This is a genomic window from Massilia sp. IC2-477, from assembly GCF_020707265.1.
Classification (GTDB): Bacteria; Pseudomonadota; Gammaproteobacteria; order Burkholderiales; family Burkholderiaceae_D; genus Telluria.
In genome coordinates, this window is record NZ_JAJFEQ010000007.1 from 1 (window position 1) to 14,163 (window position 14,163).

Genomic DNA, 14,163 nt, shown 5'->3' on the forward strand with positions numbered 1-14,163 from the left:
GACTACATCCACTATTACAATAACGACCGCATCAAGCTCAAATTAAAAGGCCTGAGCCCCGTTCAGTACAGGACTCAGGCCTTGGCCGCTTAGCAAACTAACCGTCCAACTTTACGGGGTCAGTTCACGAAGCGTCCCCTTTCTATTGGCGAAGCCAGGCTCAGTTACCGCAACCCAGCGAAGCGATGCGGTCGCGCGCGGCCTTGGCCTGCACCAGGCCGAAGCCGTATTTGGTATCGCGCCCGGCCGTGCCCAGGTCTTGCGCGCTCTTGCCGAGCGTGGAGCGGATCTGCGCCGCGGTGCAGGTCGGGTAGTAGCTCCACACCAAGGCGGCGACGGCGGCCACGTGCGGGGTCGCCATCGAGGTGCCGCTCTTGTAGCCGTACCTGCCCCGGGAGGTCGGAATGGTCGAGTAGACCGACACGCCGGGGCCGGCCAGTTCGACCTTGCTGTTGTACTGCGAGAAGCTGGCCCAGGCCTTGTACTCGTCGACCGCGCCCACCGACACCACGCTGCTGTAGCCGGCCGGATAGGACATCGAGCTGTTACCGGCGTTGCCGGCCGCAGCGATGCTCAGGATGTTGGCGCTGGCGATGGTCGCGAAGGCGTTCGATTCGGTCGTGGTCCCGCTCGGGCCGCCCAGCGACATGCTGATGATATTGGCGCCAGCGGCGCGGCACTTGTTGGCGGCGGCGGCGAGATCCGAGGAATAGGCCCAGCCGTTGGCGCCGAACACCTTCACGATGTGCAGCTTGAGGCGGCGATTGGCGTTCACGCCGACCACGCCCACGCCGCTGTTGTTGATCGCGGCAATGGTGCCTGCCACATGGGTGCCGTGGCTGTTTTCATCGGTGTACCAGTTACCCGTGCCCGCATCGTATTCGCCGGTGTGGACGTTGCCGGACAAGTCTTCGTGGGCGCGGTCGTAACCGGAATCGATGATGCAGACCTTGCGGTTGCCGACGTTGACGTCGCTGAGCAAATCGGCCTGGACCAGCTTGATGCCATACGGGACGGCCTGGCCGCTGGCGTATGGCGTGCCGGTCGAGGGCGTGGTCAGCGCCAGCGGATAGCGCTTCGCGTCTTCTTCGATGTACTCGACGTTCGGGTTGTTCTCCAGGCCCTTCAGGGCGGTCATCGGCACTTCCATGGCCACCGCGTCCATGCCGAAGATTTCCTTCTGCAGGGTGGCATTGGCGCCGACCGCCGCCGATTTCATCGCGGCCTTGGCGCCGGGCTTGAACTTCACGATGACACGGGTGGTGTCCGCGGGCGCGGCCTTGACCGGGCTGCACAGGACAGCGACCGCAGCGGCGACTGCACACATCTTCAGCTTGCTTGCAACTTGCTTGCTCATTGTGTTCTCCGTAATGGCACTTCTTATAGGAATGCCGCGAACTCTGCGGTCGCGTGCACGATGTCGGTAAGACGCTTGCAGCCGTTGCAACGGCTGAGCCAGTGTATGTACGGGGAAGCAACAATGACACCATCGATTCTGATAGGGCGCTTTTGCCACACAGAGCATGTCTGTTACGCGTTTACGTCATCAATTGTTTGGCATATGTGATAGGAAGCCGAATATTATTTCTACCTGATAAACATACTTTCCAAGGATCACGCTTCTTCCTGTTCGACCCGCCTGCGCGTCGGGACAGCCGCATATTGGTGGACGTGGTCCACAGCTCCTATGCTCGTTCAGCTAAGGAGCCGGCCCGTCCCGCTCCCGCGCGTCACGATCGGGTCGCCGGGGGTCGGCCGCGCGCCATTGGCCTAGCTGGCTGTAAAATAGCGGTTTTCGTACCCCATACGGCCCTGCCATGCACATCAATCCCGAACGCAGTTCCCGCCCTGACTACGCCCTGCTGGAGCGCCAGGTCGAGAGCGTCCTCGAAGGCGAACGCAGCCTGATGACGAACGCGGCGCAGTTCTCCGCCCTCGTCTACGACACCCTGGCCGACCTGAACTGGGCCGGCTTTTACTTCACCGTCCCGGCCCGCAAGGGCGAGGGCCTGGACCTGCTGGTCGGCCCCTTCCAAGGTAAGCCGGCCTGCGCCCGCATCCCCTTCGGGCGCGGCGTCTGCGGCACCACGGCCGTCGAGCGCAAGACCATCGTCGTCCCTGACGTGCATGCCTTCCCGGGCCACATCGCCTGCGATTCGGCCTCGAACTCGGAAATCGTGCTGCCCCTGATCAAGGACGGCGAAGTGCTCGGCGTGTTCGATATCGACAGCCCCCTGCTCAACCGATTCTCCGACGAAGACCGCGAAGGCCTGGAGCGCATGCTCGCCGCCTTCATGGACGGCACCGATTTTTCCTGACTTTTTATTCTGGCCTCTACCATGAATCAACTCGAACAACTCAAGCAGTACACCACCGTCGTCGCCGATACCGGCGACTTCCAGTCGATCAAGGCCTACGCGCCGCAGGATGCGACCACCAACCCGTCGCTGATCCTGAAGGCCGTGCAGAAGCCGGAATACCGTCCGCTGCTGGAAAAGGCAGTTGCCGAAGCCAATGGCGCGTCGGTCGACGCCATCGTCGACAGCCTCTTGATCGCCTTCGGCACCGAGATCCTGAAGTACGTGCCGGGCCGCGTCTCGACCGAGATCGATGCCGCCCTGTCTTTTGACACCGAAGCCACCGTTGCCAAGGGCCGCGAGCTGATCGCCCTGTACGAAAAGGCCGGCGTGTCGCGCGAGCGCGTGCTGATCAAGATCGCCTCGACCTGGGAAGGCATCCGCGCCGCCGAGATCCTGGAAAAGGAAGGCATCCACTGCAACCTGACCCTGCTGTTCTCGCTGTGCCAGGCGGTGGCCTGCGCCGAAGCGGGCGTCAAGCTGATCTCGCCCTTCGTCGGCCGCATCTACGACTGGTACAAGAAGTCGACCGGTACCGACTACCAGGGCGCCGACGATCCGGGCGTGCAGTCGGTCAAGCGCATCTACCAGTACTATCGCAAGTTCGGTTACGACACCGAAGTGATGGGCGCGAGCTTCCGCAACACCTCGCAGATCCTGGAACTGGCGGGCTGCGACCTGCTGACCATTTCGCCGGACCTGCTGCAGAAGCTGGCCGACACCGATGCGCCGGTCGAGCGCAAGCTGGTGGCCGACGCCAACGCTGACATCGCGAAGATCGACATCGACGAGAAGACCTTCCGCTTCATGCTGAATGAAGACGCGATGGGAACCGAGAAGCTGTCCGAAGGCATCCGCGCCTTCGTGGCCGATTCGATCAAGCTGAAGAAGATGATCGAAGAGCTGATGAAGTAAAAAGAAAACCCGCTTTACAGCGGGTTTTTTGTAGGGTGGGCGGATCTTCCGCCCACGCGGTCAGCGGTCGCCGGACAGTCGCGACGAAGTAAAATTTGCGTATCACCGCGTGGGCGTTCGTAATTCCGGGCATTGCCCGGAATTACCCCGCCCACCCTACGCCCGCAATCCCGCCAGGTAGGTATCGATCACGGTACCACCCAGCGTCTGCAGATCGAACATGGTCGGCTCGAAGATCCAGTTGCGGATCAGGCCATCGACCATGATCCAGCCGCCCTGCGCAGCCGCCAGCGTCGACACGCCGGGACGCAGCATGCCCTTCTCCTGGGCCTGCTTCAGGTGCCCTTCCATGCGCTCCTGCCACAGGCCGATCGATTCGCGCCGGCGTGCGCGCACCGCATCCACCTCGTCGATGAATTCCGTCTTCAGCGTGGCGATCTCGAACACGCGGCGCGCCTTCTCGTCCTCGACCACGATGCGCAGCACCGTCATCATGTCGTCGCGCAGGCAGTGCAAGGGGTCCTTGACGTCGCGCTGGTTGTCGAGCACCTGCATCGCCTCGTCCATCGGCATCTTGGCGCGGTCGAACATGGCGTTGAACAGCGCGCCCTTGTCCAGGAAATGCCAATAGATCGCACCGCGCGTCACGCCCGCCGCGGTTGCAATATGCTGTAAAGTCGTTCTTGATACGCCTTGTTCAGCAAACAATCTTTCAGCAGCGTCAAGGATGCTGTCGCGGGTCGCCGCAGCTTCCGCTTTTGTCTTACGAGCCATTTTTTTCCATTCCCTCCCGTTTGAGGGGTGTTCCAGCAATAAACATACAGCCGTGATAGTATATAAAACTGTTCGTAAAAGCCAGTGACGATTCGTGTGCGGTCGAAGTGTCTGCGCCGGTTGTCGAAACAATAAAGAGAAGGAAGCATACGTAATGCGCTCAGACCACTCCTCCCTGTCCCTGACTCGCATCGCCGCCGGTACCCTGGTCGCGCTTGCCCTGCTGTCGGGTTGCGGCAAGAAAGACGCCGCCCCGGCCGCCGGCGGCCCAGGCGGCGGCATGCCGGCGCCTGAAGTCGGTGTCATCACCACCAAGTACGAACCGGTTGCCCTGCTGACCGAACTGCCTGCACGCGCCGAGCCGATCCGCACCTCGCAGGTGCGCGCGCGTGTTGACGGCGTGGTGCTCAAGCGCCTGTTCACTGAAGGCAGCGTCGTCAAGCAGGGACAGTCGCTGTTCCAGATCGACCCGGCCCCCTACCAGGCGCGCCTCGCGGCAGCCCAGGCCGACGTCGGCAGCGCGCAGGCGACCCTGAACCAGGCCACCGCCCTGGCCGAGCGCTACAAGCCGCTGGTCGAGGCGCAGGCCGTCAGCAAGCAGGAATACACCAACGCCCTCGCCGCCCAGAAGCAGGCGGAAGCGGCTGTCGCAGCCGCCCGCGCCCAGGTGCGCATCGCCCAGATCAATACTGGCTACGCCAACGTGTACGCCCCGATCTCGGGCCGCATCGGCCGTGCGCTGGTCACCGAAGGTGCGCTGGTCTCGGCCACCCAGGCGACCGAACTGGCGCTGATCCAGCAGACCGATTCGATGTACCTGAACATCACGCAGTCGGCCAGCGAGCTGCAGCGCCTGCGCAAGCAGGCCGGCGGCGGCGCGGACGCCTCGGTCGGCGTGATCCTGGACGACGGCACCGAACTGGCAACCAAGGGCCGCCTGCAGTTCTCCGACATCACGGTCGACCCGAGCACCGGCCAGGTTACCCTGCGCGCAACCATCGCCAACCCGGACAATGCCCTGCTGCCGGGCCAGTACGTGCGCGTACGCCTGGCCCAGGCCCAGATCCCGAACGGCATCGTGGTGCCGCAGCAGGCCGTCACCCGCGGCGGTCCGCAGGGCGACACCCTGATGGTGGTCGGCGCCGACAACAAGCCGGCCCCGCGTACCGTCAAGATCGGCTCGCAACAGGGCTCGAACTGGGTCGTCACCGAAGGCCTGAAGGAAGGCGAACGCGTGATGGTCGACGGCTTCCAGAAGCTGCAGATGCTGCCGCCGGGTACCCCGGTCAAGGCAGTGCCATGGACCGCCTCGACGTCCTCCCCGGCGCCGGCAACGGCTGCCGCAGGCGCCGCCGCTGCCCAGTCGGCAGGCCAGGCCCCGGCCTCGGCGCCGTCCGGCTCCACCGCGAGCGCCACCCCGGCCGCAGGCACGCCGCGCCGCTAAGCGGCAGGAACAGAACAGGACTAAGCAATGGCTCGTTTTTTTATTGACCGCCCCATTTTTGCCTGGGTGATCGCGCTGTTCATCATGGTGATCGGCGGTGTATCGATCACCCAGCTGCCGATCGCGCAGTATCCGAACGTGGCGCCGCCATCGATCGTGATCAATGCCGCCTATCCGGGCGCCTCGGCACAGACCCTGGAAGACTCGGTCATCTCCGTCATCGAACGCGAGATGAACGGCTCCCCAGGCCTCATCTACATGGAATCGAGCAGCTCCGCCAACGGCAGCGGCTCGATCACCCTGACGTTCGAGACCGGCACCAACCCGGAGCTGGCCCAGGTGGACGTGCAGAACCGCCTGTCGCGCGCGGCCCCGCGCCTGCCGGCGGCGGTGAACCAGCAGGGCGTGCGCGTCGACAAGGTGCGCGCGAACTTCCTGCTGTTCACGATCCTGTCGTCGGACGATCCGAAGTGGGACCCGATCGCGCTGGGCGACTACGCCTCGCGCACGGTGCTGCCTGAAATCCAGCGTATCAAGGGCGTCGGTACCGCGCAGCTGTTCGGTACCGAGCGCGCGATGCGCATCTGGATCGACCCGGCCAAGCTGGTGGGCTTCCGCCTGTCCCCGGCTGACGTCAACAACGCGATCCGCAGCCAGAACGCCCAGGTGGCCTCGGGCACCATCGGCGAACTGCCGCTGGCGGCCGGCCAGGAAATCAACGCGACCGTGGTGGTGACCGGCCAGCTCTCGACCGTCGAGCAGTTCGGCAACATCGTGCTGCGCGCGAACCCGGACGGTTCCACCGTGCGCCTGCGCGACGTGGCCCGCATCGAGATCGGCGGCCAGGCCTATTCGACCTCGGCGCGCCTGAACGGCAAGCCCTCGACCGGTATCGGCGTGCAGCTGGCGCCGAGCGGCAACGCGCTGGAAACCGCGCGCCTGGTGCGCGAGCGCATGGACGAACTGTCGAAGTACTTCCCGGCCGGGATGAAGGCCACCGTGCCCTTCGACAGCTCGAAGTTCATCAACATCTCGATCGAGCAGGTGCTGCATACCCTGGTCGAAGCGCTGGTGCTGGTGTTCCTGGTGATGTACCTGTTCCTGCAGAACTTCCGCTACACGATCATTCCGACCATCGTGGTCCCGGTGGCCCTCCTGGGTTCGCTCGGCACCCTGCTGGCGCTGGGCTACTCGATCAACGTGCTGACCATGTTCGGCATGGTGCTGGTGATCGGTATCGTGGTCGACGACGCCATCGTGGTGGTCGAGAACGTCGAGCGCATCATGTCCGAAGAAGGCCTGCCGCCGCTGGCGGCAACGCGCAAGGCGATGGGCCAGATCTCGGGCGCGATCATCGGCGTGACCGTGGTCCTGATGTCGGTGTTCGTGCCGCTGGCCTTCTTTGCCGGCGCCGTCGGCAACATCTACCGCCAGTTCGCGGTGGTCATGGTGTCCTCGATCGCCTTCTCGGCCTTCCTGGCGCTGTCGCTCACCCCGGCGCTGTGCGCGCACCTGCTGAAACCCGTCGAAGCCGGCCACCACCACGAGAAGCGCGGCTTCTTCGGCTGGTTCAACCGCCGCTTCGCCCGCACCGCCAAGGGCTATGAAGGCTGGGTCGGCAAGCTGATTCGCAATTCGGGGCGCGCGCTGGTGGCCTTCGTGCTGGTGTGCGGCCTGGTGACGCTGTTCTTCACCCGCATGCCGAATTCCTTCCTGCCGAACGAAGACCAGGGCTACGTGATCGCCAACATCCAGCTGCCGCCGGGCGCCACGCTCGAGCGTACCAACGAGGTGATGCGCACCGCCGAGGCCTTCATCATGAAGCAGCCGGAAGTGGCGAACATGGTCAGCGTGCTGGGCTTCTCGTTCTCGGGCGCGGGCCAGAACATGGCGCTTGCCTTCATCCCGCTCAAGGACTGGGATGAGCGCAAGGGTGCCGATTCGAGCGCCCAGGCCGTGGCGGGCCGCATCATCGGCGGCCTGTCGGGCGTGCGCGATGCCTTCATCTTCGCGCTGTCGCCGCCGCCGATTCCCGAACTGGGCCGCGGCACCGGCTTCACCTTCCGCCTGCAGGACCGCGGCGGCAACGGCCACAACGCCCTGCTGGCGGCGCGCAACCAGCTGCTCGGCATGGCCGCGCAGAGCCAGATCCTGACCGGCGTGCGTCCGGAAGGCCTGGAAGACGCGCCGCAGGTGATGCTCGACATCGACCGCGACAAGGCGCAGGCGCTGGGCGTGACCTTTGATGCGATCAATACCGCGATCTCGACCTCGCTCGGATCGAGCTACGTGAACGACTTCCCGAACGCCGGCCGCCTGCAGCGCGTCGTGGTGCAGGCCGAGGCCAGCGCCCGCATGCAGCCGGACGACCTGCTGCGCCTGAACGCGATGAACGTCCAGGGCGAGCCGGTGCCGCTGTCCTCGTTCGCCACCACCAAGTGGGTGACCGGTCCGATGCAGACCATCCGCTACAACGGCTATCCGGCAATGAGCCTGTCGGGCGACGCCAAGCCGGGCTATTCGACCGGCGACGCGCTGGCCGAGATGGAGCGCCTGGCAGCCAAGCTGCCGCCGGGCTTCGCCTACGAGTGGACCGGCCAGTCGCGCGAGGAACAGCTCTCGGGCGGCACCATGGGCATCCTGATGGCCTTCTCGCTGCTGGCGATCTTCCTGGCCCTGGCGGCGCTGTATGAAAGCTGGTCGATCCCGGTGTCGGTCCTGCTGGTGGTGCCTTTCGGTATCCTCGGCGCGGTGCTGGCGGCCATGATGCGCGCCTACCCGAACGACGTGTACTTCAAGATCGGTCTGGTGACCATCATCGGCCTGGCGGCGAAGAACGCGGTCCTGATCATCGAATTCGCGAAGGACCTGCAGGCGCAGGGCAAGTCGCCGGCGGAAGCGGCGATCGAGGCGGCGCACCTGCGCTTCCGCCCGATCATCATGACCTCGATGGCCTTCATCCTGGGCGTGCTGCCGCTGGTGGTCGCAGGCGGCGCCGGCTCGGCATCGCAGCGCGCGATCGGTACCGGCGTGATGGGCGGTATGATTACGGCTTCCACCCTGGGTGTGCTGTTCGTGCCGCTGTTCTTCGTGGTGGTACGCAAGATCTTCAAGGGTCGCAAGCGCCCGCAAGAGATCCCTGCACACCTGGAGGGCAGCGCTTCGGCAGTCGAAGGAAAACAACCATGATCGATACGATGAAAAAACTGACTCCACTGGCCCTGGCATTGACCCTGGCCGGCTGCATGTCGCTGGCGCCGAAGTACGAGCGTCCGGCGGCCCCGGTGGCCCAGGCCTTCCCTGAAATGCCGAAGGCCGCCAGCGCCCCGGCCGCCCAGCTGGTCAACGAGGCCCCGGCGGCAATCGCCTGGCAGCGCTTCTTCCCGGACGCGCGCCTGCGTGGCCTGATCGAGCAGGCATTGAGCAACAACCGCGACCTGCGCGTCTCGATCGCCAACATCGAGCAGGCCCGTTCGCAGTACCGCATCCAGCGCGCCGACCGCCTGCCTTCGGTGGGCCTCGGCATCAGCGGCTCGCGCCAGACCACCGGCGAAGACCAGCCGATCCAGAGCCTGTACCAGTCGGGCTTCTCGGTCACCGCCTTCGAGCTCGACCTGTTCGGCCGCGTGCGCAACCTGTCGCAGGCGGCGCTGGCCCAGTACCTGGCAACCGAAGAGGCGCGCAAGTCGGCGCAGATCAGCCTGGTCTCGTCGGTGGCCAACGTCTACCTGCAACTGCTGGCCGACGAAGAGCTGCTGGCGATCACCCAGCAGACCCTGGGCACGCGCCAGGAATCGCTACGCCTGACCCAGCTGCGCTTCGACAACGGCGTCGCCTCGCGCTTCGAGCTGCAGCAGGCGCGTTCGCTGGTGGAGACCGCGCTGGCCACGCTCGCGGCGCAGCAGCGCCAGCGCGCCCAGGACCTCAACCTCCTGATCCTGCTGGTGGGCACGCCGGTGCCGGCAACGGCAGCCGCCGGCGCCACCCTGGCGTCGACCGAATTGCCCGACCTGCCGGCCGGTTTGCCGTCGGACCTGCTGGCCAGCCGTCCGGACATCCGTTCGGCCGAGCAGCAGCTGATCGCGGCCAACGCCAACATCGGCGCGGCGCGCGCCAACTTCTTCCCGCGCATCAGCCTGACGGGCAGCGTGGGCAGCGCCAGCACCGAGCTGTCCGGCCTGTTCAAGAGCGGCAGCTATGGCTGGACCTTTGCGCCGCAAGCGATCCTGCCGATCTTCGACTATGGCCGCAATACCGCCGTGCTGGGCTCGGCCCGCGCCCAGCGCGACATCGCGGTGGCGCAGTACGAGCGCTCGATCCAGCAGGCCTTCCGCGAAGTGGCGGACGCACTGGCGGGGCAGTCGACCTTCAGCGAGCAGCTGCGCGCCCAGCGCGCGGTGGCCGAGGCCGAAGCCGACCGCTTCAACCTGGCCGACCTGCGCTACCGCAACGGCGCGGCCAGCTACCTCGAGCTGCTGGATGCGCAGCGCGCCCTGTTCCAGGCGCAGCAGCAGGCGGTGCAGGCCAACCTGCAGCGCCTGCAGAACCAGGTCACGCTGTACAGCGTGCTGGGCGGCGGCTGGACCGAGCCGGCCACGCCGGTGGCGGCGCGCTGAGCTTTCAGGCGTTCACATCGAAACCGGGCTGTGCGCAGCCCGGTTTTTTTTCGTCCAGCGTCAAATTGGGGCGAATTGAAGCGCGGAATTGAAGCAATGCGGAATGCGCAAGCTCGCTACACTGGACGCATGAACGCTTGCATGAAGCTCCCCCGACCATGCGCAAATTCGCCCGCTCACATTGGAAAGTCATTATCGCGATCCTGCTGGCGATCGCGCTGGCTACGCTGACCTTGGAAACCGACTCCGCCCCCGCCACCAGCCCCGAACTGTCCACCCGCCTGCGTGCGCACGTGCAGGCCATCGCCAGCAAGGAGCACAACACCGCCACCCCGCGCGAACTGGAACAGGCCGCGCGCCACATCGAAACCACCTTGGAAAGCTACGGCTATCGGCCGCGCAAGCAGGAATACCAGGCCGACGGCCAGAAGGTGCGCAACATCGAAGTCTCGGTGTCGAACACCGTGGCGGGCGCCAAACCTGAACGCATCTTCATCGTCGGCGCCCATTACGACTCCGCACGCGGCGCGCCGGGCGCCAACGACAACGGCAGCGGCACCGCCGCCGTGCTGGAACTGGCGCGCCTGCTCAAGACCATGCAGCCGAGCCGCGGCACCGAAGTGAAGTTCGTGTTTTTCGTGAACGAGGAACCGCCCTATTTCATGGGCGAAGAGATGGGCAGCATGCAGCACGCCCGGGAGCTCAGGCAAAGCGGGCAGAACGTGGCGGGCGCGCTGATCCTGGAAACCATCGGCTGGTACTCACAGGAGAAGAACAGCCAGAAGCTGCCGCCGGGACTGGAGAAGCAGTACCCGAGCACCGGCAACTTCATCGCCTTCGTGGGCACGCTGGAATCATCGGCGCTGGTGCGGCAGGCGCTGGCGGCCTTCCGCGCGCAGTCCGATTTCCCGGCCGAGGGCCTGGCGGCGCCGGCCCATGTGATGGGCGTGACACTGTCGGACCACTCCTCGTACAACCGGCACGGCTACCCTGCCCTGATGATCACGGATACCGCCTTCCTGCGCTATCCCTACTATCACACGGCGGAAGATACGCCGGACAAGCTCGATTACGGCAGCATGGCGCGCGTGGTCAAGGGACTGGCGCGCACCATCGATTCGCTCGCAGGCGCCGCGCGCACGTAGGGGTGATCTGGTCCAATGGACCAGATCACGGTCTTCCCGCCCACGTGGTGATAGTTTGCAGCGAGATCATCGGGCGCGAGAGCGGAGCAGTTTGCAATCTCCGCGTGGGCGGCGAAGCCGCCCACCCTACGAACCCAGGAACATCTCCTGCAAGTCGTTCAGGAAGCGCTGCCCCAGCTCGGTCGGCCTGATCAGCTTGTGGTCGCGCCACAAGAGGCCCTTGGCCTCCGCCTCGTTCAACGCCTTGGTGATGGCGCTGATGCTCATGCCGGTGCGTTCGCCGAACAGGTTTGGATCGAAGCCCTCAGTCAGGCGCAGCGCGTTGAGCATGAATTCGAAGCCCATGTCGCCGCGCGCGATCTCGTGCTCTTCCTGCACCGGGTTGCCGCGCTTTGCCGCCTCGATGAAGGACCCCGGCTGCTTGTAGCGCGCCTGGCGCAGCACGCGGTGCGGGAACGAGATCTTGGAATGCGCGCCGGCGCCGATGCCGAGGTAGTCGCCGAACTGCCAGTAGTTCAGGTTGTGCTGCGCGCGCTTGCCCGGCTGGGCGTAGGCCGAGACTTCGTAGTGCTCGTAGCCGGCGTTTGCCGTGGCCTCGAGGATCATGTCCTGCATGTCGGCGCTGGTGTCGTCGTCCGGCAGGGTCGGCGGATACTTGGCGAAGACCGTGTTCGGTTCCATCGTCAGGTGGTACATCGAGAGGTGCGGCGGTGCAAAGGAGAGCGCGGTCTCCAGGTCGCGGCGTGCTTCCTCGAGCGTCTGCGAGGGCAGCGCGAACATCAGGTCGAGGTTGAAGTTATCAAAGGTCGAACGCGCGATCTCCACCGCGCGCAGCGCTTCCGCTTCGTCGTGGATACGGCCCAGCGCCTTCAGGTGCGCACCATTGAAGCTCTGGATGCCGATCGACAGGCGGTTCACGCCGCTGTCGCGGTAGGACTTGAAGCGCTCGGCCTCGAAAGTGCCCGGATTGGCTTCCATCGTGATCTCGGCGTCGAGCGCCAGCGGCAGCAGGGTGCGCACGTCGGACAGCAGGCGATCCAGGCCGGCTGCCGACATCAGGCTCGGCGTGCCGCCGCCGATGAAGATGGTGTGGATCTTGCGGCCCCAGATCATGGGCAGCGACTGCTCCAGGTCGAGGCGCACGGCGTCCAGGTATTCCTTCTCCGGCAGCTCGCCCTTGGCCTCGTGCGAATTGAAGTCGCAGTAGGGGCACTTGCGCACGCACCAGGGGAAGTGGATGTAGAGCGACAGCGGCGGCAGCGCCGTGAGGTTCAGCGCGCCGGGCTGCAGGTATTGCAGGGCGGTGGCGGCGGGAGAACGTGATTCGCCGGGCATCGGACCAGCGACTTTAATCGGGATCATTTCAGTTTTTCTACCAATGCACGCAGGGCCTGGCCGCGGTGCGAGTGGGCGTTCTTGACGGCGGGTTCGAGTTCGGCCGTCGTCTTGCCGAGCGACGGGATCAGGAAGTGCGGGTCGTAGCCGAAGCCGTTGGCGCCGCGCGGGGTTTCGATGATCTCGCCGTGCCACTGGCCGTCGGCGATCACCGGCTGGGGGTCGTCGGCGTGGCGCACGTAGACCAGCACGCAGTAGTAATAGGCCGACTTGTCGCCATGCCGGGCCAGTTCGGCGACCAGCTTCTCGTTGTTGCGGGCGTCGGATTTCGGCTCGCCGGCGAAGCGCGCCGAGTAGACGCCGGGGGCGCCGCCCAGTGCGTTGACGCACACGCCCGAGTCGTCCGCCAGGGCCGGCAGGCCGGTCAGGCGCGAGGCATGGCGCGCCTTGGCCAGCGCGTTTTCCACGAAGGTGCCGAAGGGCTCTTCCGCTTCCGGGACATTGAATTCGCCTTGCGGGTGCAGCTCGAAGCCGATGGGCTCCAGCAGTTGTGCGAATTCCTTCAGTTTGCCGGCGTTGTTGGAGGCGAGGATCAGGCGTTGGGTCATTGGGGGCTCGGGCGGTGAGATTGCGGCGGAGGGTGGGTATTTTAGCGCTTCGAGCTAAAGCATGCTGTGGAGGCTGCAGTGCGAAATTGGGGTGAACAATGCCAGTGGCATTGTTCACGCCTTCGCCGGAACGGCGGTTTATCAGCTAACAATGGTCGTTACTATTCGCCCCGCGGCCTTCGCACGTCGTCCCGCCGAAGGCCGGGACCCAAGTTTCTCGCCGAAGTCGATCGGTCAGATCAACCCAAGCGCCTGCTTCTGCAAGCGCACCAACTCCGTCACCCCCAGCTGCCCCAGGTCCAGCAGACGATTCATCCCCACCCGATCAAACGCCGCGCCCTCGGCCGTGCCCTGCACCTCGATGAAATGCCCCTGCTCCGTCATCACGATATTCATATCCGTATCGCAATCCGAATCCTCGACATAATCCAGGTCCAGCACCGGGGTACCGCGGTAGACGCCGACCGAGATCGCGGCCACGAAATGCCTGACCGGCACCGTGGTCAAGACGCCCTGGCCCACCAGCGCGTTGAAGGCGTCGTAGGCCGCCACCATCGCGCCTGTGATCGAGGCGGTGCGGGTGCCGCCGTCGGCCTGAATCACGTCGCAGTCCAGGTGCAGGGTGCGCTCGCCAAAAGCCTCAAGGTCAAAGGCGGCGCGCAGCGAGCGGCCGATCAGGCGCTGGATTTCCTGGGTGCGGCCGGTCTGCTTGCCGCGCGCGGCTTCGCGGTCCATGCGGGTGTGGGTGGAACGCGGCAGCATGCCGTATTCGGCGGTCAGCCAGCCCTGCCCTTTCCCTTTCAGGAACGGCGGCACCTTTTCTTCGATGCTGGCGGTGCAGATCACCTTGGTGTCGCCGCACTCGATCAGCACCGAGCCTTCGGCGTGCTTGGTGTACTGGCGGGTGATGCGGATGGGACGCAGCTGGTCGACCGCGCGGCCGCTCGGGCGTTGTTCGAAGCTCATGGT

The 14,163-nt window shown here is 65.3% G+C and carries 12 protein-coding genes; 7 read left to right on the forward strand and 5 right to left on the reverse strand.

Translation table 11 applies throughout. From position 1 onward, the window contains the following. On the forward strand, positions 1 to 93 hold a 93-nt coding region (locus tag LK542_RS15170; protein WP_227801150.1), incomplete at its 5' end, for an IS3 family transposase. 67 nt (positions 94 to 160) lie between these two features. On the opposite strand, the gene LK542_RS15175 is transcribed toward LK542_RS15170, so the two are convergent. Then, positions 161 to 1,357, reverse strand: a complete 1,197-nt coding sequence (locus LK542_RS15175; protein WP_227812541.1) for a S8 family peptidase — start codon at positions 1,355 to 1,357, stop codon at positions 161 to 163. A gap of 460 nt (positions 1,358 to 1,817) precedes the next feature. On the opposite strand from LK542_RS15175, the gene LK542_RS15180 reads away from it, so the two are divergent. Together LK542_RS15180 and tal are read left to right on the forward strand one after the other, a co-directional pair. Then, a complete protein-coding gene (locus tag LK542_RS15180) occupies positions 1,818 to 2,318 on the forward strand; it encodes a GAF domain-containing protein (protein WP_227812542.1) in 501 nt (166 codons plus the stop codon). A gap of 21 nt (positions 2,319 to 2,339) precedes the next feature. Then, the gene (gene tal, locus LK542_RS15185) at positions 2,340 to 3,272 is read left to right on the forward strand and encodes a transaldolase (protein WP_227812543.1); all 933 of its coding nucleotides are present in this window, start codon (positions 2,340 to 2,342) and stop codon (positions 3,270 to 3,272) included. Between the two features lie 156 nt (positions 3,273 to 3,428). Here tal and LK542_RS15190 read toward each other — a convergent pair whose 3' ends face one another. Further along, on the reverse strand, positions 3,429 to 4,238 hold the full coding sequence (locus LK542_RS15190; protein ID WP_374040149.1) for a TetR family transcriptional regulator: 810 nt from the start codon (positions 4,236 to 4,238) through the stop codon (positions 3,429 to 3,431). Between LK542_RS15190 and LK542_RS15195 the strand changes: the two genes are divergently transcribed. The 4 genes from LK542_RS15195 (at position 4,201) to LK542_RS15210 (ending at position 11,251) form a co-directional block, all read left to right on the forward strand. Beyond that, complete coding sequence (locus tag LK542_RS15195) at positions 4,201 to 5,490, forward strand: efflux RND transporter periplasmic adaptor subunit (RefSeq protein ID WP_227812544.1); 1,290 nt, start codon at positions 4,201 to 4,203, stop codon at positions 5,488 to 5,490. The genes LK542_RS15190 and LK542_RS15195 overlap by 38 nt on opposite strands. Positions 5,491 to 5,517: 27 nt before the next feature. Then, entirely contained in the window at positions 5,518 to 8,679 is a 3,162-nt protein-coding gene (locus LK542_RS15200) for an efflux RND transporter permease subunit (RefSeq protein WP_227812545.1), read from the forward strand. Beyond that, on the forward strand, positions 8,676 to 10,106 hold the full coding sequence (locus tag LK542_RS15205; protein WP_307728974.1) for an efflux transporter outer membrane subunit: 1,431 nt from the start codon (positions 8,676 to 8,678) through the stop codon (positions 10,104 to 10,106). The genes LK542_RS15200 and LK542_RS15205 overlap by 4 nt, the downstream gene beginning before the upstream one ends. Before the next feature lie 158 nt (positions 10,107 to 10,264). Further along, on the forward strand, positions 10,265 to 11,251 hold the full coding sequence (locus LK542_RS15210) for a M28 family peptidase (protein WP_267877554.1): 987 nt from the start codon (positions 10,265 to 10,267) through the stop codon (positions 11,249 to 11,251). Positions 11,252 to 11,377: 126 nt separating this feature from the next. Here LK542_RS15210 and hemW read toward each other — a convergent pair whose 3' ends face one another. The 3 genes from hemW to rph form a co-directional block, all read right to left on the reverse strand. Continuing rightward, positions 11,378 to 12,613, reverse strand: a complete 1,236-nt coding sequence (gene hemW / locus LK542_RS15215) for a radical SAM family heme chaperone HemW (RefSeq protein ID WP_227812546.1) — start codon at positions 12,611 to 12,613, stop codon at positions 11,378 to 11,380. Further along, positions 12,610 to 13,194: an RdgB/HAM1 family non-canonical purine NTP pyrophosphatase gene (gene rdgB, locus LK542_RS15220; RefSeq protein ID WP_227812547.1), complete on the reverse strand. Its 585-nt coding sequence runs from the start codon at positions 13,192 to 13,194 to the stop codon at positions 12,610 to 12,612. The genes hemW and rdgB overlap by 4 nt, the downstream gene beginning before the upstream one ends. 234 nt (positions 13,195 to 13,428) lie before the next feature. Beyond that, positions 13,429 to 14,160: a ribonuclease PH gene (gene rph, locus LK542_RS15225; RefSeq protein ID WP_227799305.1), complete on the reverse strand. Its 732-nt coding sequence runs from the start codon at positions 14,158 to 14,160 to the stop codon at positions 13,429 to 13,431. Positions 14,161 to 14,163 lie beyond the last annotated feature (3 nt).